We start from the raw sequence: 24,011 nt of genomic DNA on the forward strand, positions 1-24,011 counted from the left end.
TGGAGGGACACCCCCCTCCAGGCCCCGGCCTCGCCCCTGCCCGGCGAGACGTGTGCCGCGGGTCGCGGGTCGCCGGGTGTCCGCTCCGGGACGATACTGAAGGTCACGGTGCGTGGAGGCGACATGCGTGAACCGGAGCATCGCGGCCCGGGGCCGGCCTCGGCCTCCGCCGGCGACACGGCAGCGGTCGTCCTGGACGACGAAGGCGTGGTCATCGCCCGTTCCGAGCGGGCCGCGACGCTGCTGGAATGCTCGCCGGGCCGGACCTGTGTGCCCCTGCTGGGGACGCTGCCGCGCGCCGGAACGCATGCGGGACCGGTCGGGCACCCGATGACCGTTCCCGGCGGCGATCGTGCGGGCCCGAAGGTCCCGCTGGTCTGCACGGTCGTCCGGCTCGCGGCTCGCACTCCGGGCGACTCCAGCGCCGACGCGCAGGGCGCGCAGGACACGCAGTGGCTCGTCCTGCTCACCCCGGCGGAAACGGCGGAAGAGGCGGCCGAGCGGGACGCGCGCAGACGCCGGACGGTGCTCTCCCAGGCCGCCGCCGCCGGCATCGGCACCTCCCTGGACGTGATCGAGATGGCCGGGACCCTGGTGAATCTGCTCGTCCCCGACTTCGCCGACCTGGCGACCGTGGACATCGCCGAGAACGTGCTGGTGGGCGACGAGCCTCCGCGCCTCGACACCAGCGGCGACGTCCGCCTGCGCCGGACCGCCGCCGCACAGAGCCCGGAGATATCCGCCGAGGACCTCCTGGCGGTGGGAGAGGCGCTCCCTCCCGTGACGGACAGCACGCTGATGCGTCCCCTCATGAAGGGGCTGCCCGTACTGGTGCCGGACGTCGCCGTCCTGCACGCGAAGCTCGGCGTGGATCCGAAGGCCCTGCCGCTGTTCGTCCCGAGCGGAGCCCACTCCTCCGTGGCCATGCCCCTCTACGCGCGGGGCCTGATCCTCGGCTGCGTCACGGTCTGGCGCAGTCAGCTGCCTTCCGCGTTCGGCGAGGAGGACGCCGCACTGCTGCAGGACGTCGTCTCCAGGGCCGCACTCGGCGTGGACAACGCGCGCCGCTACACGAAGGAACACCGGTCGGTGGTGACCCTGCAGCGGAGCCTGCTGCCGCGCTCGGCCCTGGACTCCGCGGCCGCCGAAACGGTCGGCGTCTACCAGCCGGCGGGCGGCGGCCTCGGCGTCGGCGGAGACTGGTTCGACGTGATCCCCCTGCCGTCGCTGCGCGTCGCCTTCGTCGTCGGGGATGTCGTCGGCCATGGCCTCGATGCCACCGCGGCCATGGCGCGGCTGCGGACCGCGGTGCAGACCCTCGCCGACCTCGATCTGGATCCGGGCGAACTCCTCACACACCTCGACGACCTGGTACTCGGCTTCTCCGAGGAGCAGATGGCGGGAGAGTCCCGCACCGAGCGCTCGGAGCGCTCGGAGCCGGCGGTGCTGGGAGCGACGTGCCTGTACGCCGTCTACGACCCGGTGGCGGGCCGGTGCGCCGCGGCGGCCGCGGGACACCCGCCGCCCGTCCTGCTGCCGCCGGACGGGGAGCCGGTCATCCTCGGGGTGACGCCGGGGCCGCCGCTGGGGGTCGGCGGAGTGCCGTTCGAGGTGACGGAGTTCGGCGTACGGCCCGGCAGCATGCTCGCGTTCTTCACGGACGGACTCGTGGAGAGCCGGAGCGGCGACATCGAGGAGGGGATGGAGAGGCTGCGGGCCTCGTTCGCCGGAGCCGACCCGAGGCTGCCGCTCGACGAGCTCAGCCGGACCGTTTTCGAGGGGGTGCGGCCCCAAGAACCCGTCGATGACGCCGCCTTGCTGCTCGCCCGCATCCGCGCCCTCTCGTCCGACCAGGTCGCCGAGTGGGAACTCGAAGCCGACCTCTCGCTCGTCGCGCACGCGCGTGAGCTGGTGACGGGCCAGCTGTCCGACTGGCAGTTGGACGACCTGGGCTTCGTGACCGAACTCGTCGCCAGCGAACTCGTCACGAACGCGATCCGCTACGCGGGGGGACCGGTCGGGCTCCGGCTGATCCGCGACCGGGTGCTCGTCTGCGAGGTGTCCGACCCGAGCAGCACCCAGCCACGCCTGCGTCGTGCCCGGGAAACGGACGAAGGCGGGCGGGGCTTGTTCCTCGTGGCCCAGCTCACCGACCGTTGGGGCTGCCGGTTCACCAGCACCGGCAAGACCATCTGGACGGAGCAGCCCATCGGCGGGCCCGTCGCCCTGGCCACCGCGGACCGCTGATCGCTCCGCGTGCGCGCGTACGGTCCGACCGGTAGCGTCGAGAGCGGGGCGCCTGCAACACCACCGAGAACGCCGCCGACTTCGCCGAACTGCGCAAGGCGCTACCGAACTCGGCGACGGAAACCCGGCCGCGAGCCCGAACCGTTCACGATCACCCGGAACCGACCGGGAGGGCACATGGCACTCCACCCGGCGCCCCGTCGGCGCCGCACCGCACGACGGCTCCTGGCCACCTCGGCCGGCACGGTGACCGGCCTCCTCGTCACGGGCCTGCTCGCAGCGCCCGCCCAGGCGCAGTCCCGCACCGACACCAGCCCCAGCGCCAGCCCCGGAGCGCCGATCGGCACGGTCGCCCGGACGGTGGGCGACGCCCGCTTCGAACCGGGCCCCTGCCCGAAGACGCCGGAACCGATCGAGGCGCTCGACGCAGCCCGCTGCGGAACGCTCACCGTGCCCGAGAACCGCGCCGAACCGAACGGCCGGACCATCGACCTCGGTGTCGCGATCGTGCCCGCCGCGACCGACAAGCCGAAACCCGACCCCATCGTGTGGCTCGCGGGCGGACCCGGCGACGACGCCGTGGGGGAGGCGAAGATGGCGATCGACGGCGGTCTGAACCGCGACCGTGACGTGATCTTCATGTCCCAGCGCGGCACGTACTCGGCCGACCCGGACCTCCTGTGCCCCGACATCGACGAGTTCAACGCACGCTCCGTCGGCCTCGTCTACGACGCTCCGTCCACCGAACGCCTGCACGTGGAGGCCACGAAGGCCTGCCGCGACAAACTGGCGGCCCGCGGGATCGACCTCGGCGCCTACAACGACACCGAGAGCGCCGCCGACTACGAGGATCTGCGCAAGGCGCTGGACATCGAGCAGTGGAACCTGTTCGGGATCTCCTACGGCACCCACCTGGCGCTGGTCTACATGCGCCTGCACCCCGAAGGGCTCCGCTCGGTGGGTATCGACGGCATACTGCCGCCGTCCACGTCCGGGTCGGCAGCGACCTGGAGCAGCGCCCGGCAGGGCTTCGACGGCCTGTTCAAGGCCTGCGCCGACCAGCCGGCGTGCAACAAGCGCTATCCGAACCTGTCGGCCACCTTCGACCGCCTCGTCCGCGAGCTCGAAGCCAAGCCGGTCACCACCACCGTCACCCTCCCCGGCAGCGACAAGCCGGTGAAGGTCGTCCTGGACGGCGGAGCCCTGGTGAACTGGATGACCTCCGCCACCCACGTGGCACCCCAGGTGCCCGCCGCGCTCGACGAACTGGCGCACGGCAAGCCGCAGCGGATCGCCCAGCAGTGGGCGGGCGGCAAGCTGAGCCCCCAGGCCATGGGCAGGGTCGCGCACGGACTCTCGTACGGCGTCTTCTGCAGCGAGTGGACCCCGTACGAGAGCCGGCAGGCGGCCCTCCGGGGCGGGCAGGAAGCCTTCCCGACGTTCCCCCGCTCGGTACAGGAGCAGGCTCCGCAGCTCACCTTCCTCCACCCGGACTGCGACGCATGGAACGTCCCCCCGGCGTCGCCCTCGATCCGGGACGTCACGCGCGGTGACATCCCGACCCTCGCCCTGTCGGGCGGGTTCGACTCCCAGACCGGGGCGGACAACGGACCGTACGTCGCCCGGACGCTGCCCAAGGCCAAGGTCGTCACGGTCCCCTACGAGCCGCACGTGGTGTTCGCGACCTCGAAGTGCGCCCAGGAGATCACCGTCTCGTTCTTCGACGACCCGGCCGCGCCGAACACCGCATGCCTCAAGAGCCTGCGGGCGCCCGAGTTCGAGATCGGGTCCTGAGATCACCCCGTGGAGGCGTGCGGGGGCAGCGGCTAGGGTGAAGTGAGGAGGCTGGGGGAGAGCCAGGAGCCGTGATGCGCGGACACCGTCCTGAGCAGCCCGACAACGTGCAGGAACTGCTGGTCGCTCTCGGGCAGCTCGTCGATCAGGCCCTGGACCGGATCGAGTACCAGCGGGCCAGGGTCGAGCTGGCCGAGGCCCTGCAGCGCCACATGCTCCCGCCCGGGCTGCCGCAGCTGCCCGGGCTGCGCCTCGCCGCCAGGTACGCGCCCTCACGCGGCGGTCTGGAGGTCGGCGGCGACTGGTACGACGCCTTCGTCATGCACGACGGGTCACTGGGGCTCACGGTCGGCGACGTGCAGGGCCACGATGTGGAGGCCATCGCCTTCATGGGACAGGTGCGCACCAGCCTGCGCGCCCTCGCGCAGACGACGAGCGACACCCGAGAGGTACTGGGCCGCGCCAACGATCTGCTGATCGCCATGGGGTGCGGCCTCTTCGCGACATGCTGTTTCCTCCGCTTCGACCCGGTCAGCCGCGACCTGACCGTCTCCAGGGCCGGCCACGTCCCGATGGTCTGGGCCACGGCCGGAGGCCGCCACGGCATCGCACTCGACCGCGGCGGGCCGCCGCTCGGCATCGTGTCGGGCGAGCGGTACCCGGTGACCCACCGGCGGCTGACCGAGGCAGGGGTGCTCGTCCTGCTCACCGACGGAGTCGTGGAGGGCCCGCACTACCCGATGGAGTCCGGTCTGGCCGAGGTGGCCAGACTGGTGCGCGCGGGGTTCGACGCGGATCCCGACGTGCTGGCCTCCGCCGTCGTCAAAGTGGCCGACCTGACGGGACACCGCGACGACGCGGCGGTCCTCGTCGTCCGCTACGACGGCCCCCAGGAGCCGCTGTGACCGACGGGGCCGCAGGGGGCCACTGGGGTCGCCGGGGGCGGGATCTGAGCGCAGACTGCTGTCGTGGGCAGCACGGAGCGGGGTCGTCTCGGGTCCACCGCGCTGCGCATCCTCGCCGTCGCCGCGGTCTACTACGGGGCCGCGCAGATCGGCCTTCTCGAACAGCTGGTGCGTGACCAGGTCACCCCCCTGTGGCCGCCGACCGGCGTCGCTCTGGCCGCCCTGCTCCTGATGGGGCTGCGCGTCTGGCCGGGGATCGCGCTGGGCGCGTTCCTCGTCAACGTGTTCCTCGGGCCGTCGCTGCCCGCCGTACTGGCCATCACCGCCGGCAACACGCTCGCACCGGTCTGCGCCTGCCTCCTGCTGCGCAGAGCCGGGTTCCGGAACGAGCTGGACCGCCTGCGCGACGTACTGGCACTGGTCTTCCTCGGCGCGCTCGCCGGGATGTCGATCAGTTCGACCATCGGCAGCGGGGTACTGGTCCTCTCCGGAGCACTGGATGCGGCCGACTTCTGGCCGACGTGGTCGGTGTGGTGGACAGGCGACGCGATGGGAATCCTTGTCGTCACCCCCTTCCTGCTCGTGCTGCGCAAAGCTCGGTGGCCCTCGGATGCCGGAATCGGCCGATGGTGCGAGGCGGTGGCGCTGGCGCTCGGTACCGTCCTCGTCACGCTCCTCGCCACGCGCACCCGTGACTCGAACCTGCTCTTCCTCGTCTCGCCGTTCCTGATCTGGGCGGCCTTCCGCTTCCGGCTGGCCGGCGCGGCGCCGTGCGCGCTCGCCGTGGTGACGCTGGCCGTCCTGGCCGCCGACGGCGACAGGGGCCCGTTCGTGGGCGGAGACGTCGTCGCCAACATGGTGACGCTCCAGGCCTTCAACGGCACGACCGCGCTGACGGCCCTCCTCATCGCGGCCGTCATCACCGAACGCGACCGGACGTATGAGGAGATCAAGCAGCTCTGCGGGCGGCTCGCGGAGGTCGTGGCCCGGATGGAGCCGCGCCCCCCGTCGTACCGGTACCCGCCGGATGATCATCCGCCGCCCTGACACGCCCGCACCGGCACGGCGGGGCACGGGCGGGGCACGGGCGGGGTGCGGGACGAGCACGGGCGGGGTGCGGGCAGCCGGGGCCGGCTGCCCGCACCGCAGCGGCTGACCCGGTCAGCTCTTGCCGAGGAGGGTGTTCATACGGGCGATCTCCGCGCTCTGGGACGTGATGATCGCTGCGGCCATGTCCTTGGCGGGCCCGTACGCGCCGTCGGTCTGCTCGGTCTTCGCCATGGCGACGGCGCCTTCGTGGTGCTTGACCATCATCCGGAGGAAGGCGGTGTCGAACGCCTTGCCGGAAGAGGCCGTGAGCTGCTGCATCTCCTCGGCGGCCATCATGCCGGACATGTCGTGTCCGCCGTGGTCCCCGCCCGCGGCCGGGATCTTCTCGCCCCAGGAGGTCAGCCAGCCGGAGAGGGTCACGATCTCCGGATCCTGGGCCTTCCTGACCTCCTCCGCGAGCTTCTTCACCTCGGCGGACTCCGCGCGGGACGCGGCGAGGCCGGCCATCTCGACGGCCTGCCGGTGGTGGGGGATCATCCCCTGGGCGAAGACGGTGTCGGCGGCATTGTGGTCGCCCTGCCGGGCCGGGGCGGACGCGGACGGCGAGGCCGAGGAGCCGTGCTCGTCGTGGGCCGAGCCCGATCCGGAGCCGGAGTCGTCGCCGTTGCCGCCGCAGGCGGCGAGGACGAGTGCGGCGGTGGCGGCCGCGGCCACGGACGTGGCGCGGCGGATCAGGGAACGCTTGCTGGTCATGGTGCTGCTCCTGCGGTGAGGACACGCGCGCGTCGGGGCGTGCCGGGGTAGGGACCGGTCCGAGTGCTCGGGCCGCCCTATATGCGCAGGAGTTGCAGTTCACTCAGGGACGGTGGCGCGCGTCCGCCGACCGCATCGCTCACGCCGGTCCCGGCACCGAGGACCGGGACGTCCGCGACCCCGCCCGGGGCGGCGGCCGGGGAGGGCAGGACGGGCGCGCCCGCCGTACCCGTGGCGGCGCAGGTCGCATCCGCGTGCTCAATGTGCCCGCCGCTTCCGTCGCCGGCCGGCCCATCGGCCCGTACGGCCGGGTCGTGCCGCACCGTGTGCTCGCCGGCGGCAGGCATGCCGTGCGCGACGGCGGCCCCATGGGCGGCGGCCGCGCACCCGGGTGCGTCGGCGGAAGCCGCAACGGCGCCCGGACCCAGGCCGTGCATGGCCACGAGGCCCACCAGCACGGCCAGGACCAGCAGGAGGTAGGAGCGCAGCACGAGGGGCTTCCCCGCGCGCCTCGCCTGCTGATCCATACCGGCATCGTAGGCGCCCCCCGCGCCCAGGGCGAAGCCGGGCCGCACTTGCCGTCCTCCGAAGAGATGCCCACGGGGACGCCGTTCGGCAGGTCGCTGCGACCTGCCGAACGGCGTCTGCGGGCCCCGCCCCTGAGTCCGCCCGGCCGGCCGGACACCCCCTGGCCGTCAGTCCCGCAGGCGTGCTTCGACGGTCTCGACGAGACCGTCGATCACGCCGTCCGGCGACGGGCTGTAGTGCGGCACGGCCCAGCGCGTGATGCTCGCGTCGATGAGCGAGGGCCGGCCGGAGGACAGGGCCGCGCGGAACGCCTCCTCGAACTCCTCCAGCGTCTCCACCCGGTACCCGTCCGCGCCGCACGCGCGGGCGTACGCGGCGAAGTCCGGGTTCCGGAACTCGACCAGAGCGGATTCGGCGTACGTGACCAGCTGGAAGAGCTTGATCAGTTTGAACTCCCCGTCGTTGAAGATGACCCAGATGACGGGGATCTCGTGCTCGACGGCGGTCATCAGCTCGAACCCGGACAGCGAGTAGCAGCCGTCGCCGCACCCGACGACGACGGTCCGGTCCGGGTGGGCGACCTTCAGGCCGATGGCTCCGTTGACGTGCCCGGCCATCGGCCCGAAAGAGCCCGCCTTGCGGAAGTTCTGCCCCTGTTCGAGTTCCACGTAGTACCCGAGCCACGCGAGATGGGCGCCCGCGTCCGCGAGCAGGACACCCCCGGGCGGCAGCATGCGCCCGATCGACTGCGCGAGTTCCCCGGGGTGGATCTTCCCCGGCAGGTGGTGGATCCTGCGGGCCTCGTAGTCCCGGCCGTCGACCTCGACCGCAGGGACCTCGCCGACCAGCCGCTCCAGCTCGTCCGCCAGGGCGGCCACGGCGGGACGCGCATCGGACAACAGGGTGTGGTCGGGCCGGTAGGCCTTGTGGAACTCGCCCTCGGAGATGTTCACATGGATGAGCAGCTTGTTCTCGAACAGGTCCGCGCGGTAGTTGAAGGTGGCGTGCTGGTTGAGGGAATTGCCCACGCACAGCACGACGTCGGCCTCACGGAAGGCCTTCCACGCACTGGAATGGCCGCTGTCGGCGAAGACGCCCACGGAGAGCGGGTGCCCCTCCGACACGATGCCCTTGCCGTCCAAGGTGGTGAGCAGCGGGATCTGGAACCGCTCGATCAGGCGCTGGACCTCGGGTCCCGCCCCGCTGCGCACCGCACCGAATCCGACGAGTGCCACGATGCGCTTGCGCCGCGCCAGGGCGTCCGCCAGGACCGCCGCGATCTCCGCCACCCGCGCCGGGTCCGGCAGCACCGGCCGTACGTCGAGTCCGAGCGGGCGGAAGTCCGTCACCTCGACACCGCGGTGGGTCAGGTCCTCGGGCACGTGGATGTGCACGGGACCGGGCCTGCCCTCGAACGCGGTGTTGACCGCCTCCTCAAGGACGTCGCAGGTGTCGGCGATGTCGGTGAGCAGGAAGGACTTCTTGGTCGTGGCCGCGAACATGGCCTGGGAATCGGGCGTGCGGTTCAGCCCCGACGTCTCGTTGAGCGAGCCCCATCCGCGCCACTGCGTGTTCGCGTACCCCGAGACCGCGAGGACCGGATAGGAGTCGGACAGGGCCACGGCCAGCCCCGAGAACAGGTTGAACGCGCCCGGTCCGGCGGTCGCGAAGCAGAAGCCCAGCCGGTCGGTGTACATGGCGTATCCGCAGGCCATGAACGACGCGGCCTGCTCGTGCCGGGTGATGATCGGCCGGATCAGCTGCGAATGCTTCAGTGCCAGCATCAGACCGGCCGCGTTCTCCCCGGCACCGCCGAAGGCCGCCCGTACGCCGATGCCTTCCAGCCCCTTGACGATGGCCTCGTAGACTCTCACCGGATCTCCCTCACGGCCTCATGCCCTCACGGCCTCATGCCCTCATGGCGTCGTCGCCTCATCCGTCCCAGCGCACGGCGTGCCGGCGGTGGGCGTCGGTCAGGCCGTTGCGGAAGAAGCGCTCGTAGTACTCGGACTCGACGTGGTGGGCCTGCAGCCAGATGCCCGGGACGTGGATGGCGTCGGTGTGTGCGGGGAAGCGCCCGTGGGTCTCGTGGATGTACACGCAGACGTCCCGCGCGCATTCGACCACCTGGCGGTCGTACTCACTGGCCTCGGAGAGGTACCGCTGCGCGTAGTCGTCCTTGTAGATGCGGGCGAAGAGGTCCTTGTCGCTGTAAATGCCCCGCTCCCCGAACTTCGCGCGGACGACGGCGTCCACGGCTTCGTGCATCGACGGGTAGTTGGGCGGGCAGGCACTCTTGATGAGGTGTTCCCCGCCGGCCCGCAGCCCCACCGGGTGGGAGCGCAGCCCGGCGTACTTCGGCAGCGGTACCTGCCAGCGCAGGATGTCGGCGGGGCGGAACCGCGGCGTGGCGAAGTCGAAGCCCAGCATGCGGCCGTACGCGCGGGAGAACTTCGGGTCGCCCAGCATGATCTGGGGGCTGATCGACGCGTGGATCCAGGCGCCGAGTCCCATGGCGTCCGCGGCCAGCATCATGTTCTGCAGCAGCAGGTCGGCCTCGATCTGGGTGCGCATCGGCCCCAGGGAACCGAGCGGCAGTTTGACGGCGGGGTTGAGGAAGCCGCTGCGCACCCACTTCCGTACCCCGGCCGGGCGGTAGAAGTTGCGGTCGTCGACGAAGGTGGGCCGGGCCCCCTCGGGCTGGGTGAGCAGGTACATCAGTGCGTTGACGTACTGGTGGGAGAGGTCGACCACCGGCAGGAAGAGGGTCGTGCCCGGGAGGTTGGACAGGAACCGGTTGGAGTCCAGGTACGCCGGGAAGTCGCGCATCCCCGCGGCGACGTCCAGGCGGTGGTCCAGCACCCGCACCTTCGAGAGGCGTGCGCGTTCGATGAGCGTGTCGGGTCCGAAGGCGCGGTCCGGGTCGGGCGGCAGTTTCCTCAGGTAGTACGTGCCCGTGTCGTTGATCATGAAGAAGTGGGTGGCCTGCGCGTTGTCGGGGCTGCCCGCGGTCCGGCCCGTCATGTTCAGGTTCGGCTTGGCCATGATCGGCTGGTGGTCGCGGGGGTCCTCGAAGGGCCGGTCGGGCATGGTGAGGCCCGAGGAGCCGGTGAGGGCGATGAGCACCGCCTCTTCGAGCTCGCCCAGCGGCTGCGGCCGGTGCGGCGAGTCGTAGCTCATCGATCCGGCCGGCACGGACGCGCCCCTGCTGACCCGGTGGGTGCGCCGCTCGAAGAGCGTCTGCCACAGGGGACGGGACAGCAGGTCCTCCAGGCCGGGGTGGCCCGCGTTCTCGGATGTGGACATGGCCCTCTCCCGCTCAGCCGCGGCCGCTGCCGTTCCGGACCGGCGCGACCGGGCGCCAGGGTGCGAACGCGCTGGCCCCGCGCGGCAGGATGCCCGCCAGCTCGGGGCAGTGCCGCAGGATGACGCTCGTCATGCCGCCCCGCTCGATCCAGTCCATGCCCAGCGGCGTGTAGACCTCCGGCCGGAAGTCGACCGTGAGGAAACGGTCGCTCTGCAGGCGCCGGCTGGCCATCAGGATGAACACGCGGAAGGCGGTGTCGCTGAAGCCGAAGCCCGTCGGTGGATTCTCGGCGAAGAGCCCCACCATGGTGTCGATGTCGTCCACCGAGCGGTACACGTCCCGCAGCCGTGCGACCGTCTCCGGATCGGAGGAGAGGTCCTCGAAGTGCCGGATCCGCGGCTTGTGCAGGCCGGCCCGGAAGTCGTTGTAGCGCGGCACTCCGCGGCGCCGGGTGCGCACCAGGTCGACCACGGAGAGGTCGATCACCTCCCCGTCCCGCTGGAACGCCTGCAGGGCACGCGGGAAGTTGTGCAGGGTGATCGCCCCCGGGTGGGCGATGCCCAGCGAGTACAGGGAGTTCACCAGCCCGGTCTTGCGGATGAGCGGCTCCGTCGCGGCGCCCTGCAGGGCGGTGAAGTCCAGGGTGTCGAGCCGGCGGCCGAAGCGGTGGTCGACGAGCTCGTAGTCGTCGGGCAGCAGCGGGTGCATCCGGTAGACGGTGACGAACTCCTCCGTGAGGGAGTACGGGGCACCGTGGTGGTCGGGCAGGGTCTTCGTGATGCCGTGGCGCCCGTTCGCCTCCAGCAGCCAGACGCCCAGCTGGTCCAGCCAGTTCTTCGGCGGTCCCTGCCAGTTGGTCTTCATGCCGATGTCGAGCGTCTCGGTGGCGAGGATCGCGGGGGTCCACTCGACCGTGTGGATCTTCGCGATCAGGGCGGACACGATCAGCCGGGCCGTGTGGTAGACCCGGTCCTCGCCCATGCGCGGATACTCGTGCCGCAGGGCGTCGCACACCGCGTTGTGCTCGCGGGCGAAGAGGGTGTGCATGGCGCTCAGGCCGAACCACCAGTTGTCGGTGAACCCCGTGAGCGGGAAGCCGTTCGAGCCGTTCGGCAGGTGTCCCTCCTCCAGCCGCAGGCCGGCGCCGCCGTCGGGCTCACGCAGCGCCGTCGCGGCGGACCGGTCACCGCCGTAGACCTCCGAGCCGTCCCACCAGTGCGACACGTCGCTGGCGAACACGATCGGCGGCCGTCCGTCGGGTGTGGGCACCGCCTCGTCCGCGCCGAAGCGCATCACCGTCTCGCGCGGCCCGCCCGGCGTGTTCTGCCAGGTCTCGCCGGGCGGCAGCGGCACCTCGATGCTCCCGGTGGCCACCGGAAGCCTCTTGTGCTTGACCCAGTCGTGCACCTGGAACTGGATCCACGCGGCGGCGATGATGTTCAGCGAGGTCGCGGGGATGAACGCCTCACGCCGGAGCAGTTCCCGGCTCACGGTCACCGGGTTGGGCGCGTCGAACCGGTCCGGGCGGTAGACGGGCGGCATGGTCCGGCCGAACGTCGCCCCGACCGCGCCCATCCGCGGCGCCGACAGATCGTTGTACGAGCCGTCGTAGCTGCGCCTGACCAGCAGCTCCTCGTCGGGCGGTGCCTCCACCGGACCGGCCTCGGGCGGAGCTTCGTGGGCCTCGGTGTCGATGAGGTTGTGCCGCCGCAGCGTCTGCCGGAAGGCCATCAGGTTGAGCAGACCGAGCGGGGTCGGCAGCCGGTGCCACGGGACGAAGCGGTTGACCGTGCGGAAGCCTGCCCGCAGCGGTGCCCCGAGCAGGGCGTTGCGGCGCGGCTCGACGGTCATGAAGCGCCGGCCCAGCCGGTGGGCGCTGCTCGCCTCGTAGGCGGCCTTGCGGGCACGGTTGAGGTTGCCCAGGGGGCGGAACCCCTCCGAGGTGTGCCACGGGTTGAACGCCAGCAGGTCGACCCGCCCCGCGCCGGCGCGGGCCTCGGCGGTGTGGATGTCCTGGCGCGGGACGGTCAGCGTGGCCACCGGCACGAGGGGCGCGTCGCTCTCCTTCCACTCGGCCGCACCGTCCTCGACGGGCGTGCGCCGGGCGTCCACGTAGCGCTGCACGCACAGCTCGAAGACGACGTCCGTCCGGCGCAGCCGCTGCGAGAGCTCGCGCCGCAGGTAGTCGGGATCGGTGCGCGAGGCCTCCGGGGCCGACGGGGCGTCCGCGGCGGGCCGCAGCTGGTAGCGCACCGGTCCGCGGTCGCCCCACAGGATCGCGCCGCGGCTCCAGTACGTCTCCAGCGCCAGGCTCTGTACCGTGCGCCTGGTTCCCGCGACGATGTTGTGCCGCATCCGGGTGGCCGTGGGCCAGCCGACCGCCAGGGGCAGCTTGAGGAAGAGGGCGTACCCCTTGCGCAGCCGCGAGTCGGCACCTGCCATGGCCTTGGCGAAGGCGACGAACTCGCGTGCGTCGCGGGCGTGGGAGACCGGGAAGCTCGTCATCAGCAGATCGTGGGTCTCACCGGGGCCCACCTCGACGCGCAGCGCCGCCCCGCGCAGATCGGGCGCGAAGTCCGGCTGACGGGCCCCGCTCGCGTTGGACAGCCGGACCGTGACCGGGTACTCGGCCCCGGGCACGGCGAATCCCGCCCGCAGTGCCTCCGGCAGGTCCTCGCGGAACCTCAGCCGGGCGTTCTCCACGCCGAGGACCGCCTTGGCGTGGAAGGTCCGGTCGACGGCGGCGGCGCCGCTGCGTCTCTTCACCTTGAGCTGCACCCGCAGCAGCTCACGCGCCAGCCGCTCGAAGACCAGCCGCTCGGCCTCCGGGCTGCCGCCGGCGTAGCGCTCGTACTGTTCGACCTCGTCCATGCGAGCCTCTTCCCGGAGGGGATTCTTCCGTGCACTCCTCACGACGCTGCCTCAGCTCGGGGCCGCTGTCGTGCGGAGCGGGGCAGACAGGCGAACGCCCCGCGGAACGGCGCAGTGATCCCGGGGCCGTGGAGCAGCAGGGTGCGGGGCGGCCCGTCCCCACCCGTCCGGCGCAGCGCTCCGGAATCTTCTGCGTCGGAGCGCCGTCGCCCCGGCGACCGGGAACGGTGCGTGCGCTTCGCTCCGCTTGGCGGAGCCGTGGCCGCACCCGTTGTTGTTGCGGCACCGAGGCGCATGTCCGCCTTCTGGAGGGCGTCGGCACACCCGCCGGCACACCCTCAGGAACAGAACGGTGAGTGACATGCTCCCATCCGACGAATCCCGGGAAGAGCAGGAACAACGCACCGCGGCAGCGCGGCGGTATCGCGAGGCGTTCGCGGAGCGGCAGGAGATCCAGGCGAAGCTGGCGGCCGGGGTGCTGTACCCGGACACCCCGGAGCGGATCGCCTCCCGGGTCAACCGGCTGCTCGAACGGGGCGGGGTCCCTGCGGCCGCGGCCGTGGAGAGCGTCCACGCGGAGGCGCTGGACGTGCCCGAAACCCTGGAGCGGGTCATCGGTCTCACCAAGGATCTCCAGCCGTGGAGCTTCCTGCCCCGGGGTGCCCGTGCGGCCGCCACCGTCGCCCGGATCTCGATCCTCCGGGGCGGCCTCGAACGGCCGCACGGCACCGGCTTCCTGGTCTCCCCCCGGCTGCTGCTCACCAACCACCACGTGCTGCCGGACGCGCAGACGGCACGGCGCTGCTTCCTGGAGTTCAACGCCCAGGTCACCATCGACAACGCACCCGACGCCGCGGTCCGGTTCGCATTGGCCCCCGATACGTTCTTCACGGCGGACGCGCATCTCGACTACGCGCTGGTGGCGGTCGAACCCGCCGCCGACGGCACCCTCGCAGGCGCGAGATTCGGCTGGAACCAGCTCAGCAACCAGCAGGGCAAACTGGTCCAGAACGAACCGGTGAACGTCATCGGCCACCCGATGGGACGGCTCAAGGAGATCGCCCTCCGCGACAACGCCCTCGTACAGCGGCTGGACGACTTCCTCCACTACCGGACCGACACCGAGCCCGGCAATTCCGGGTCCCCGGTCTTCAACGACCAGTGGGAGGTCGTGGCGCTGCACCACATGGGCGTGCCGAACACGGACACCCAGGGCCGCATCCTGCGCAAGGACGGCCAGATCTGGCGCGGTGGCGTCGACAGCGACGACACCATCGACTACGTCTCGAACGAAGGCGCCCGCACCAGCTCGATCCTCAACCACCTCGCCACGCTGCCGCTGGATCCCGGGCGGCGTGCGCTGCTGGCCGAGATGGGTCCCGAATCCGGGCTCCGGCAGGACGCCGCCGCCGGCCCGGTGGAGACGCCGGTCGCGCCGGTCGTGACCCCGGCCCGCACCCCGGCCCCCACCCCGCAGGAGGCCGCCGCCCCGGGTCCCGCGGCTGCCGGGCCCCACGTCGGCCTGCGCGCCCCGAAGGACGCCTTCGGCGGCCGCCGGCACCTGGTCTTCCTGCACGGCCGCAGCCAGCAGGGCAAGGACCCCGAGCTGCTCCGCCGTGGCTGGACCGGGGGACTCAACCACGGCCTCACCCGCGCCGGGCTCCCCACCGTCGACCCGGCCGACGTCTGGTTCCCGTACTACGGCGACCGGATCGTCGAAGTCACCGGGCAGCACGAGGCGCTCCCCGCCTCCTACGCCGACTCGCCCGCCGTGGCGGCCGTGGAGGCCTTCGCCGCCGAGTCCGAGGAGGGGACGTACGAGCAGCTCGTCATGGAGGCGGCGGTCCTGGCCGGCATGCCGCAGGACGGGCAGGCGGCCACGGAGAACCTCGGCAGCAGGCTCGTCGGATCCCTCCAGGGCGCCCTGAGCTGGCTGGCGGCCAAGACCGACGTGGACGCGCTGGCCATCGCGACCATCTTCCGTGACGTGGACGCCTACCTCAGCGATCAGGCGGTCCGTGAGGCCGTACTGGACCGTGTGTTCGAGGAGATCCCGCACGACGGCGAGTTGGTCCTGGTGACCCACAGCCTGGGCACGGTGGTCGGCATGGACCTCGTCGCCGACCGGCTCCCCCCGGGCATGAAGGTCACCCTCCTCGTCACCGCGGGCAGCCCCCTGGGGATGAACGCGGTCAACAGCCGGCTCGCCCCGCCGGGCACCGTACGCCCCGGAACCGTCGCCGAGTGGGTCAACGTCTGGTGCCCGACCGACGCGGTGGCCATCGGCTGTCCGCTGGAGCCCGTCTGGGGCAAGCTGACGGAGGAGCACGCCGTGGTGAACGCGAGCGACCGGGCCCACAGCATCGAGGAGTACCTCGCCCACCCGGAAGTCGCCACGGTGATCGACAAGTTCCTCGCACGACAGGCCGGGTGAGCGACGCCGGCGGTTGCCGGTGGGACTACCGAGCCCAGGGCAGTTCACGTGTGCCCTCGGTGCCGGGGACGGAGGCGACCCCGTCGGCGCGCATCGCGACATGGGCCTCGGCCCGTTCCGGGGCGTGGATCCGGCGGAGGTGGCCCGGCGGCAGGATCAGGGTCTGGCCGGCCGTGACCTTCTCCGTACGGCCGAGGCAGGTCACCTCCAGCGCGCCCGCGGTGACCGTCCAGGCCTGCTCACGGCTGATGGAGTGCTCGGGGCCGGTGGCGCCGGTGTCCATCCTGACCGTCCAGGTGCTGAGTTCGGTACTGCCGCGGCTGGGCGCCGCCAGACCGGCCATGGTGGCGTTCGGGGAGACGGTGACGTGGTCGGTGGAAGGCGTGATCACGGCCATGGCGGCCCCCTCGGCGCTCTCGGCCGGATCGGCGTCGTCGGCGGGCACCACCCATTCCACGAGCTGGACGACGACCCCGTTGGGGTCGGTCATCTGGAACAGCCGCTCGCCCCACGGCTCTTCGCGCAGCGGCATGGTGATGGGGGCGCCCGCCGCGCGCAGCCGGGCCTCCTGCGCCGCGAGGTCGGTGACGGTGAGCGCCAGGATCAGACCGGCCGCCCGCCGGTCGCGCTGCTCGGGCGGGAGGACGTCCGTGCCCTGGCGGAGCAGCACGACGTCGACGGCGGCGTCCCCGCGTGTCAGGGACACGAAGCCGTCGTCGGCCATGACCACCTGGTAGCCGAGGTGGGTGCACAGGAAGTCGCGGGAGGCGTCCACGTCGGCGACGGTGAGGGAGAGGGTGGAGGTGGCGACGTTCATGAAAGCCCCCTGGAGAAGTGGGTGATGGTGAGGCTGGGGTCGATGGTTCGCGTGGTGGTGCGGGCGCGGTCCGGGGACGTGCCGGGGCGGTCGAACAGGGGGATGCCGGACCCGACGATGACGGCGGGGTGGCGCTTGACGACGAGGGTGTCGAACCGCTGGGCGGCCCGGTCGAGGGTGGCGGTGATGTAGCAGGTCAGCTGACGCAAGCGGTTCTCGCTTCTTCGATACGTATGCGGATTGCGGATGCAGATGCGGGTGCAGGTGCGGGTACGGCGGTCAGGGCGTGGGCACGTCGAGCTGGAACTGGTGGGTGCGCCGGTAGGTGTGGAAGCCCAGGCGGTGGTTGACGGCGAGCATGTGGACGTTGTCGTCGGCGTTGTCCGTCTCGATCTCGGTGACGCCGGGATGTCCGGCGCGCAGCCGGCGCACCATGGCGGCCTTGACCCACAACCCCAGCCCGTGGCCGCGGTGTGCGGGTACGACCGCCGTGTCGTACTGCTGGGCGCGGGGCCCGGAGCCCTGGGGGAGCAGGATCTCGGTGTAGCCGGCCATGCTGCCGTCCTCGTGGACGGCGGCGACGGTCAGCAGGGTGTCCCCGCGGTCGGCGATCACCTTCGCCATGGCACGGACGCGGTCGCCGTCCCACGCGACGCTGCCGTAGTCCACGTCTCCCATGGGCATGTCGTTCATCGCGTTCTTCGCCTCGGCGAAGGCGTCGGCGAGACGGTCGGGAACCGTGCCGGTCCAGCCCGTCAGCCGGTAGCCGGGGTGCTCGGCATCGGCGACCTCCAGGAGGTCGGCCCGGTCCGTCTCGCCGAGGCGCAGGATGAGGTGGTCCAGGGTCATCGCCGACCTGAATCCCCGCCGTTCGCAGAAGGCTGCGCCCGGGCTGTCGGCCGCCGCGGTGGTGATCAGGGCGCGCCGGTTCTCGGTGCGGCAGGCAGCGACCGCCGCGGCCAGGAGACGGGAACCGGTTCCCAGGCGCCGGTGTGCGGGGTCGACGTGCAGTTCGAGTTCGGCCAGGTGTTCCTGGCCCGGGGAGGTGAACACCCGCAGGCCTGCGACGGCGACCGCGGTGCCGTCCGCCGCGGTGGCCATCCAGGTCAGCCGGTGGCTGCCCAGAGCGGGCCGGGTGAGCTGGGCATGGATCTGCCCGGGGGCGGGGGTCGGTACTCCAGGCAGGTCGTGGGCCATGGAGGCGGCGACGACCTGGTGCCATGCGGCGGCGTCGGCGGCCGAAACGCTCCGGAGCGGACTGACGTGTACTGCTGTGGTCACGGTGATGGCCTTCGTGGTCGAGTCGGTTCGCGATGGTTCAGTCGGTGTGGCGTACGAGCGGCCAGTCGATGTCGACGCGGGCAGCCGTGGCGAGGTAGTTGGTGAACACGTTCAGAGCGACATGGGCGACGACCTCGACGATCTGCCCGTCGGACAGGCCGGCGCGCCGGGCCGCGGCCAACTGCCCGTCGGCGACGGTTCCGCGGTCACGGACCAGCACGGCGGCCAGATCCAGGACGGCGGCTGCCCAGGGGTCGTCGGCCTCGCCCCGGCGCGCACGGGTGGCCTCGGCCGCACTCAGCCCGGCCGTCCTGGTCCCGCGGAACGCATGTACGGACAGGCAGTAGTCGGACCTGTTCTCCTGCGCCACCAGCAACGCGATGCGCTCGCGCACGGCCGCCGACAGGGATCCCTGCGCGTTCAGGGTGGTGACGACGCCCAAGTACCCCTTCAGTACGGCCGGGTTGTTGGCCATGACCCTGGCCAGGTTGGGGACGACCCCCAGGGCCTGGTGGGTGGCGGTGAACAGGGCTGCGGCTTCACCGGTCGCGATCTCCGGTTCAACGGTGTGGAGTGGCATGCGGGTAACCCTGCGGGTTGATCTTGATACATTCGCGATGCTTCTTCGATGCACGCACTGGTGACCCCGGGGGTAACGGCATGCGGTTCACGATCCTCGGCCCGGTGGAGGCCGCGGCTCCCGGTTCGGATGCGCCCGGCCTGGCACCCCGTCATCGTGCCGTGCTCGCCTATCTGCTGCTGCACGCCGGTGTCGCGGTCAGCACGGATCGTCTGATCGACGCGATGTGGGGGCCGCTGCCGCCGGATTCCGCCCGCGCGCAGATCCAGACCACGATCGCCGCGATCCGGCGGATGCTGCGCGCTTCAGGAGCCGACCGGATGCTGGCCACGCGGCCGGCGGGGTACGTGATCACCCCTGAGCCGGGGCAACTCGATCTGGACGAGTTCACCAGCCTGATCGCCAAGGCGCCGGCCGCCTCCGACGACCCCGCGGACACCGCGGACACCGCGGCCCAGATACGTACCGCGCTGGCGCTGTGGCGGGGAGAGCCGCTGGCCGACATCACCGCCCACTACGTCCAGAGCGCCCGAGCACGCCTGAACGGGCAGCTCCTGACCGCCGTCGAGCGCCTGGCCGAGGTGGAACTGGCCCGGGGGCGGCACGACGACCTCATCGACGAACTGTCCGTCCACGCAGCGGCCAACCCCTTGCGGGAACGGCTCTGCTGTCAGCTGATGCTCGCCCTGCACCGCGCCGGACGACAGACCGACGCGTTGGACGTGGCGAGAACGTTCCGGGCGACCCTGGCCGAGGAGCAGGGACTGGACCCCGGCCACGCGTTCGGCAAGCTCGAACAGGACATCCTGCGGGACGCCCCCGATCTGCGGCCGCCGGTCACCGCGCCGGCGAAGTCGCAGGGGATCAACTTCCTGCCCTACGACGTCCCGGACTTCACCGGACGCGAAGGCGAACTGGACGGCCTGATCCGCATGTGGTCGGGCGACAGCGGCGGCGTCGTGACGATCTCGGCGATCGACGGGATGGCCGGCGTCGGCAAGACGACGCTCGCGGTCCATGCGGGGCACCGCCTCGCGGAGCACTTTCCGGACGGACAGCTCTTCATCGACCTGCAGGCGCACACCGCCGGTCAGACGCCGCTCGACGCCGGGGCCGCGCTCGAGATCCTCCTGGGACAACTCGGCGTGCCCACCCAGCGGATACCCGCCTCGGTCGCCGAGCGCGCCGCGCTGTGGCGGTCCGAACTCGCCGACCGTCGCGTGCTGGCCGTGCTGGACAACGCCCTCGGCGCCGACCAGGTACGCCAGTTGCTGCCCGGATCCCCTCGCACCCTCGTCCTGATCACCAGCCGCCGACGGCTGACCGACCTGGACGGGGCACACGCGCTGTCCCTGGACGTGCTGCCCGCCGCGGACGCCGTGGAGCTGTTCACGGCGATCGTCGGCGAACGGGCGGCCGCCGAACCCCTGGCCGTCCTCGACGTCCTGCAACTGTGCGGATTCCTGCCGCTGGCCGTCCGCATCGCCGCCGCCCGCCTGCACCATCGCCCGCGCTGGACCGTCGCCTACCTGGCCGACCGGCTCCGCGACCAGCGCCGCAGGCTCTCCGAGCTGGCCACCTCGGAGCGAGGAGTGGCAGCGGCGTTCACGCTGTCCTACGAGCAGCTGACTGCGGACCAGCAGCGCATGTTCCGGCTCCTGGGGCTCCAGCCGGGCCGTGACATCGGCCCCGAGGCGGCCGCCGCACTGGCCGACCTGTCCCTGGAGCAGGCCGAAACCCTCCTGGAAGACCTCCTGGACGCGCACGTCCTGATCCAGTACCAGCTCGGCCGCTACACCTTCCACGACCTGCTGCGCGAACACGCCCTCGCCACCGCGGCCGCCCAGGAACCCCTGGTCGCCCAGGGCGAGGCCCTCGACCGGCTGTTCCACCACTATCTCCACACCGCGTCCGCGGCCATCGGCCACCTCTACCCCGAGGACAAGAACCGCAGGCCCCGCATTCCCGCGCCGGACGCCCCGGCCTCGCTCCCGCAGGACGAGGCCGAGGCGATCACCTGGCTGGACGGCGAACGCGCGAACCTCATGGCGTCCGCCCAGTACGCGGCCGAGCACGACCGGCTCCCGTACGCCGGCCAACTGGCCGCCACCTTGCACCGCTACCTGCTGGGCCACGCCCACCAGGCCGACGCGCTGGCCCTCTGCGGCCTGGCCCTGCAAGCCGCGCGCCGGAGCGGAGACACGGCCGCCGAAGCCCGCACGCTCATCGATCTCGGCCAGGTGCACTTCTGGTGGTACGGAGCCTACGAGCAAGCGGCCGACCACTACCGCAACGCCCTGGACCTCGCGCGCGAGATCGGCGACCAGAGCCTCGCGGCGGCCGCTCTGCAGGCCCTCGGCGCCGTCTCCAGGCGGCGGCGGGAGTACGACCAGGCCCACGACCACTGCGCACGGTCGCTCGCGCTCTTCCAGGAGCTCGGCGACCGCAGCGGCGAAGCCAGATGCCTGACCGACCTCGGCATCGTCCACGAACGCCAAGGACGGTACGAGGACGCCCACGAGCACCACCGGCAAGCGCTGCACGCCTACCGGGAGACGGGATCCCGCATCGGCGAGACCGTCGTGCTGAACAACATCGGGCTGCTGTACCAACGGCAGGGCCGCCACGACGAGGCCCGGCGCCGGCACCACCAGGCCCTGGAACTGAGCCGGAGGTTCGACTTCCCGGGAGACGAGGCCGAGTCGCTCAACGCCCTCGCGGAGGCCGCCCGGTCCCTGGGCGACCTCGCTCAGGCCGTGGCCGAGCACGACACCGCGCTGACCCTCGCCCGCGAGTTCAGCTACCGCCCCGAGCAGGCCCGCGCCCACGACGGCCTGGCACGGGTCCACCGAGACCTGGGCCGCATCGACCTCGCCCACGACCACGCCCGACAGGCCCTCGACCTCTACACCGCCCTCGCCGTCCCCGAGGCCGACGAGATCCGCACCTTCCTCACCGGGCTGCCGCGCGCCTCAGGCGTGGCGTGAGGGCGCGGATGCGACCGGGGCCTGACGGGGCGGCGGTGTGGCGCCGAGCGGACCCGAATCGCTGAAACGGGTCCGCCTGACCGTGAAGTGCACCTGAAGCACTCCGGTCCAGACGAGCGCCGAACCCAGCAGGTGGAGCATCACGAGGAGCGAGGGCAGGGACGTCACCGACTGCACCAGCCCCACGAGGCCCTGGCCCAGGAGCACGGCCAGGAAGGTGACCGTCTTGCGGCGCGCGGCGCCGAAGCCGTCCCTGGGCAGCGCCGACAGCAGAACTCCCGCCAGGACCAGGGCCGCCCCGGCCAGTACGCCGTGAACGACGGTCACGGCCGTCCAGTCGAAGGGCATCCGCGGCACGTCGGAGGAGTCACCCGCGTGCGGCCCGGAGCCGGTGGCGAGCGTGCCCACGACGACCAGGAGGGCCGTCACCGCGACCAGGGCCGCCGACAGCGACCGGATCCGCGCGACGGACCCCGCCGCGAGCGGGACCGGTCCGGGGGTCCCGCCACCTCCGCCTCCAGCGCCGGCATCGGCGTACGCCGCGTGCCAGGTGTACACGGCGGCGGTGAGCAGCAGCGTGGCGGCGAGGAAGTGCGCGGCGACGATGTACGGGCTCAGCCGCATCCATACGGTCACTCCGCCGACGACCGCGTTCAGTACGACGATCCAGAACTGCGCCCAGCCCCCGCGCAGCACCGCGGGCATCGGCCTCTCCTGGAGGCGCGCGGTGATGATGACCCAGCCCACCACCGCGCACAGCAGCCCGGTCAGGAGCCGGTTCCCGAATTCGATGGCACCGTGCACCCCCATCTCCGCAGTGGGGGCCAGCGTCTCGCCCGTACACATGGGCCAATCGGTGCAGCCGAGACCGGAGCCTGTGACACGGACGATGCCACCGGTCACGATGATCGCGATGCTTGCCATGACCGAACCGAGTGCGGCGAGCCTGACGCTTCCGGCACCGAGTGTGTACCTGCCGGCAAGCCATGAAAGGGGCGTTCGCACGATCAGCCTTCCGTTGTTCTGCCTCGACGGCACGGAAGCCCAGCGTACGCCGCACGTCCAACCCGGAACCCGGGGGCCGGACTTCGCGGCAGCAGGCGTTCCTCAGACCACGGAGAGCAGGTCCACCACGAAGACGAGTGTGGAACCCGCCGGGATCAACGGCGAGGGGGACTGGTCGCGGTAGCCGAGGCGCGGGGGAACGATGATCTCGCGCCGACCGCCGACCTTCATCCCCCTGATTCCCCGGTCCCAGCCCTTGATGACCCTGCCACCACCCACGGCGAACTTGAACGGCTCGCCCCGGTCCCAGGAGGCGTCGAACTCCGATCCGGACTCGAAGGTGACCCCGACGTAGTGCACCCGGACCACCCTGCCCGGCTTCGCCTCGGGACCGTCCCCGACGACGAGGTCCCGGATGGTCAGCTCCTCTGGAGCATCACCCTCCGGAACTTCGATCTCGGGCTTCGTCGGTTCACTCATCGCAGTCCCATCACTCTCCGCCGGCATGGATGATCACGCTACCGGGAACGCCGGCCGACCGAAGTACATCGAACCCCACGGGGTGAACGAGGCAGAGCGGGGTCAGCATGCGATCGGGTGCCGCTCCAGGAACCGGGCCAGGGCCTCGGCGACCGGCCGGGGCCGTTCGATGTGGAGCAGATGGCCGACGTCGTCGATGACGCACTCCTCGATGTCGGGCACGGTCGAGCGGAGGAACTCGGCGACCTCGACCCACAGCTGCAGGGTCCCGCTTCCCAGCAGGGACAGCACCGGCCGGCGGATCGCCGCAGCGTTTTCCGCACCGAACCGCCACTCGGTCAGGGCGGGGAGCTCGGTCCCGAAGAAGGTGTCGGCATCCTTGACCGCCTGCTCGACGCTGCCCGGCATACGGTCCTCGAGCAGGGCACGGCAGCGCTCCCCGTCCATGCCGCTGACGAGGGACAGGAACAGCCCGACGGCGCGTTCGGCGTCCCCATCGGCGTACGCGCCGAACGCCGGCGCCGCCCGTCCGAAGAACGCCTCGCCCGCGGGTACGGACAGCAGCGAGAGCTCCAGCAGGGCGACCGTCACGATGCGGTCGGGGTGGTCCTGGGCCATCTGGGCGGCGACCGCCGCCCCGCTCGAATGTCCGGCCACGTGGGTGCGGTCGATGCCGAGGTGGTCGAGCAGTGCGATGGCATCGGCGGCGTGGTCGGCCACGGAGACCGGCCCGGGGGAGTGGGTACTGCCGCCCCAGCCGCGCTTGTGGTAGCGGACGAGCCGGTAGCGCTCGGTGAGTGCCGGTTCGGCGAGGAGCGGGGCGAACCCGTCGGCGAGGACCGGGCTGATGAGCAGGACCGGCTCCCCGGTTCCGCGGCTCTCGTATTCCAGTCGGATGCCGTTCACTGTGGCGGTGTCCATGATGTCCTCCCATGCGGTTGTGGCTCACCATTGAGGCGTAAGCAGGACGCT

At 71.8% G+C, this 24,011-nt stretch carries 18 protein-coding genes; 6 read left to right on the forward strand and 12 right to left on the reverse strand.

Annotation, left to right across the window (positions count from 1 at the left end; translation table 11 throughout):
* Nucleotides 1–123 precede the first annotated feature (123 nt).
* The 4 genes from KO717_RS31370 to KO717_RS31385 all read left to right on the forward strand — a co-directional run bounded on the left by KO717_RS31370 (nt 124) and on the right by KO717_RS31385 (nt 5,993).
* Nucleotides 124–2,247 carry an ATP-binding SpoIIE family protein phosphatase gene (locus tag KO717_RS31370; RefSeq protein ID WP_301372822.1) on the forward strand — a complete coding sequence of 708 codons (2,124 nt, stop codon included), beginning with the start codon at nt 124–126 and terminating at the stop codon, nt 2,245–2,247.
* Nucleotides 2,248–2,424: 177 nt separating this feature from the next.
* Nucleotides 2,425–4,041, forward strand: coding sequence for an alpha/beta fold hydrolase (locus KO717_RS31375; protein ID WP_301372823.1), 1,617 nt, complete (start codon nt 2,425–2,427; stop codon nt 4,039–4,041).
* Between the two features lie 74 nt (nt 4,042–4,115).
* Nucleotides 4,116–4,946, forward strand: a complete 831-nt coding sequence (locus tag KO717_RS31380; RefSeq protein ID WP_301372824.1) for a PP2C family protein-serine/threonine phosphatase — start codon at nt 4,116–4,118, stop codon at nt 4,944–4,946.
* 63 nt (nt 4,947–5,009) lie between these two features.
* Nucleotides 5,010–5,993: an MASE1 domain-containing protein gene (locus tag KO717_RS31385; RefSeq protein WP_301372825.1), complete on the forward strand. Its 984-nt coding sequence runs from the start codon at nt 5,010–5,012 to the stop codon at nt 5,991–5,993.
* Nucleotides 5,994–6,107: 114 nt separating this feature from the next.
* On the opposite strand, the gene KO717_RS31390 is transcribed toward KO717_RS31385, so the two are convergent.
* From KO717_RS31390 to KO717_RS31410, 5 genes are all read right to left on the reverse strand, one after another.
* Nucleotides 6,108–6,749: a DUF305 domain-containing protein gene (locus KO717_RS31390; RefSeq protein WP_301372826.1), complete on the reverse strand. Its 642-nt coding sequence runs from the start codon at nt 6,747–6,749 to the stop codon at nt 6,108–6,110.
* A gap of 77 nt (nt 6,750–6,826) precedes the next feature.
* Nucleotides 6,827–7,276 carry a DUF6153 family protein gene (locus KO717_RS31395; protein WP_301372827.1) on the reverse strand — a complete coding sequence of 150 codons (450 nt, stop codon included), beginning with the start codon at nt 7,274–7,276 and terminating at the stop codon, nt 6,827–6,829.
* A 168-nt stretch (nt 7,277–7,444) separates the two neighbouring features.
* Nucleotides 7,445–9,151, reverse strand: a complete 1,707-nt coding sequence (locus KO717_RS31400; RefSeq protein ID WP_301372828.1) for a thiamine pyrophosphate-binding protein — start codon at nt 9,149–9,151, stop codon at nt 7,445–7,447.
* 58 nt (nt 9,152–9,209) lie between these two features.
* Nucleotides 9,210–10,583: a hypothetical protein gene (locus KO717_RS31405; RefSeq protein ID WP_301372829.1), complete on the reverse strand. Its 1,374-nt coding sequence runs from the start codon at nt 10,581–10,583 to the stop codon at nt 9,210–9,212.
* Between the two features lie 13 nt (nt 10,584–10,596).
* Entirely contained in the window at nt 10,597–13,455 is a 2,859-nt protein-coding gene (locus KO717_RS31410) for a peroxidase family protein (protein WP_301372830.1), read from the reverse strand.
* Nucleotides 13,456–13,816: 361 nt separating this feature from the next.
* On the opposite strand from KO717_RS31410, the gene KO717_RS31415 reads away from it, so the two are divergent.
* Nucleotides 13,817–15,889, forward strand: coding sequence for a trypsin-like serine peptidase (locus tag KO717_RS31415; protein ID WP_301372831.1), 2,073 nt, complete (start codon nt 13,817–13,819; stop codon nt 15,887–15,889).
* A gap of 25 nt (nt 15,890–15,914) precedes the next feature.
* Here KO717_RS31415 and KO717_RS31420 read toward each other — a convergent pair whose 3' ends face one another.
* The 4 genes from KO717_RS31420 to KO717_RS31435 form a co-directional block, all read right to left on the reverse strand.
* The gene (locus KO717_RS31420; RefSeq protein ID WP_301372832.1) at nt 15,915–16,706 is read right to left on the reverse strand and encodes a VOC family protein; all 792 of its coding nucleotides are present in this window, start codon (nt 16,704–16,706) and stop codon (nt 15,915–15,917) included.
* Complete coding sequence (locus tag KO717_RS31425; protein ID WP_301372833.1) at nt 16,703–16,915, reverse strand: hypothetical protein; 213 nt, start codon at nt 16,913–16,915, stop codon at nt 16,703–16,705. The genes KO717_RS31420 and KO717_RS31425 overlap by 4 nt, the downstream gene beginning before the upstream one ends.
* Nucleotides 16,916–16,985: 70 nt before the next feature.
* Nucleotides 16,986–17,987: a GNAT family N-acetyltransferase gene (locus KO717_RS31430; RefSeq protein WP_301372834.1), complete on the reverse strand. Its 1,002-nt coding sequence runs from the start codon at nt 17,985–17,987 to the stop codon at nt 16,986–16,988.
* 37 nt (nt 17,988–18,024) lie between these two features.
* Nucleotides 18,025–18,567 carry a carboxymuconolactone decarboxylase family protein gene (locus KO717_RS31435; RefSeq protein WP_301372835.1) on the reverse strand — a complete coding sequence of 181 codons (543 nt, stop codon included), beginning with the start codon at nt 18,565–18,567 and terminating at the stop codon, nt 18,025–18,027.
* 80 nt (nt 18,568–18,647) lie between these two features.
* Here KO717_RS31435 and KO717_RS31440 point away from each other — a divergent pair, with 80 nt between their 5' ends.
* A complete protein-coding gene (locus KO717_RS31440) occupies nt 18,648–21,554 on the forward strand; it encodes an AfsR/SARP family transcriptional regulator (RefSeq protein ID WP_301372836.1) in 2,907 nt (968 codons plus the stop codon).
* Here KO717_RS31440 and KO717_RS31445 read toward each other — a convergent pair.
* The 3 genes from KO717_RS31445 to KO717_RS31455 all read right to left on the reverse strand — a co-directional run bounded on the left by KO717_RS31445 (nt 21,540) and on the right by KO717_RS31455 (nt 23,960).
* Nucleotides 21,540–22,478, reverse strand: coding sequence for a COX15/CtaA family protein (locus KO717_RS31445; RefSeq protein ID WP_367401550.1), 939 nt, complete (start codon nt 22,476–22,478; stop codon nt 21,540–21,542). The genes KO717_RS31440 and KO717_RS31445 overlap by 15 nt on opposite strands.
* Nucleotides 22,479–22,661: 183 nt before the next feature.
* Nucleotides 22,662–23,039: an FKBP-type peptidyl-prolyl cis-trans isomerase gene (locus tag KO717_RS31450; RefSeq protein WP_301372838.1), complete on the reverse strand. Its 378-nt coding sequence runs from the start codon at nt 23,037–23,039 to the stop codon at nt 22,662–22,664.
* Between the two features lie 102 nt (nt 23,040–23,141).
* On the reverse strand, nt 23,142–23,960 hold the full coding sequence (locus KO717_RS31455) for an alpha/beta fold hydrolase (protein WP_301372839.1): 819 nt from the start codon (nt 23,958–23,960) through the stop codon (nt 23,142–23,144).
* Nucleotides 23,961–24,011: the final 51 nt, after the last annotated feature.

This window comes from Streptomyces xanthophaeus (assembly GCF_030440515.1).
GTDB classification, from domain to species: Bacteria; Actinomycetota; Actinomycetes; order Streptomycetales; family Streptomycetaceae; genus Streptomyces; species Streptomyces kutzneri.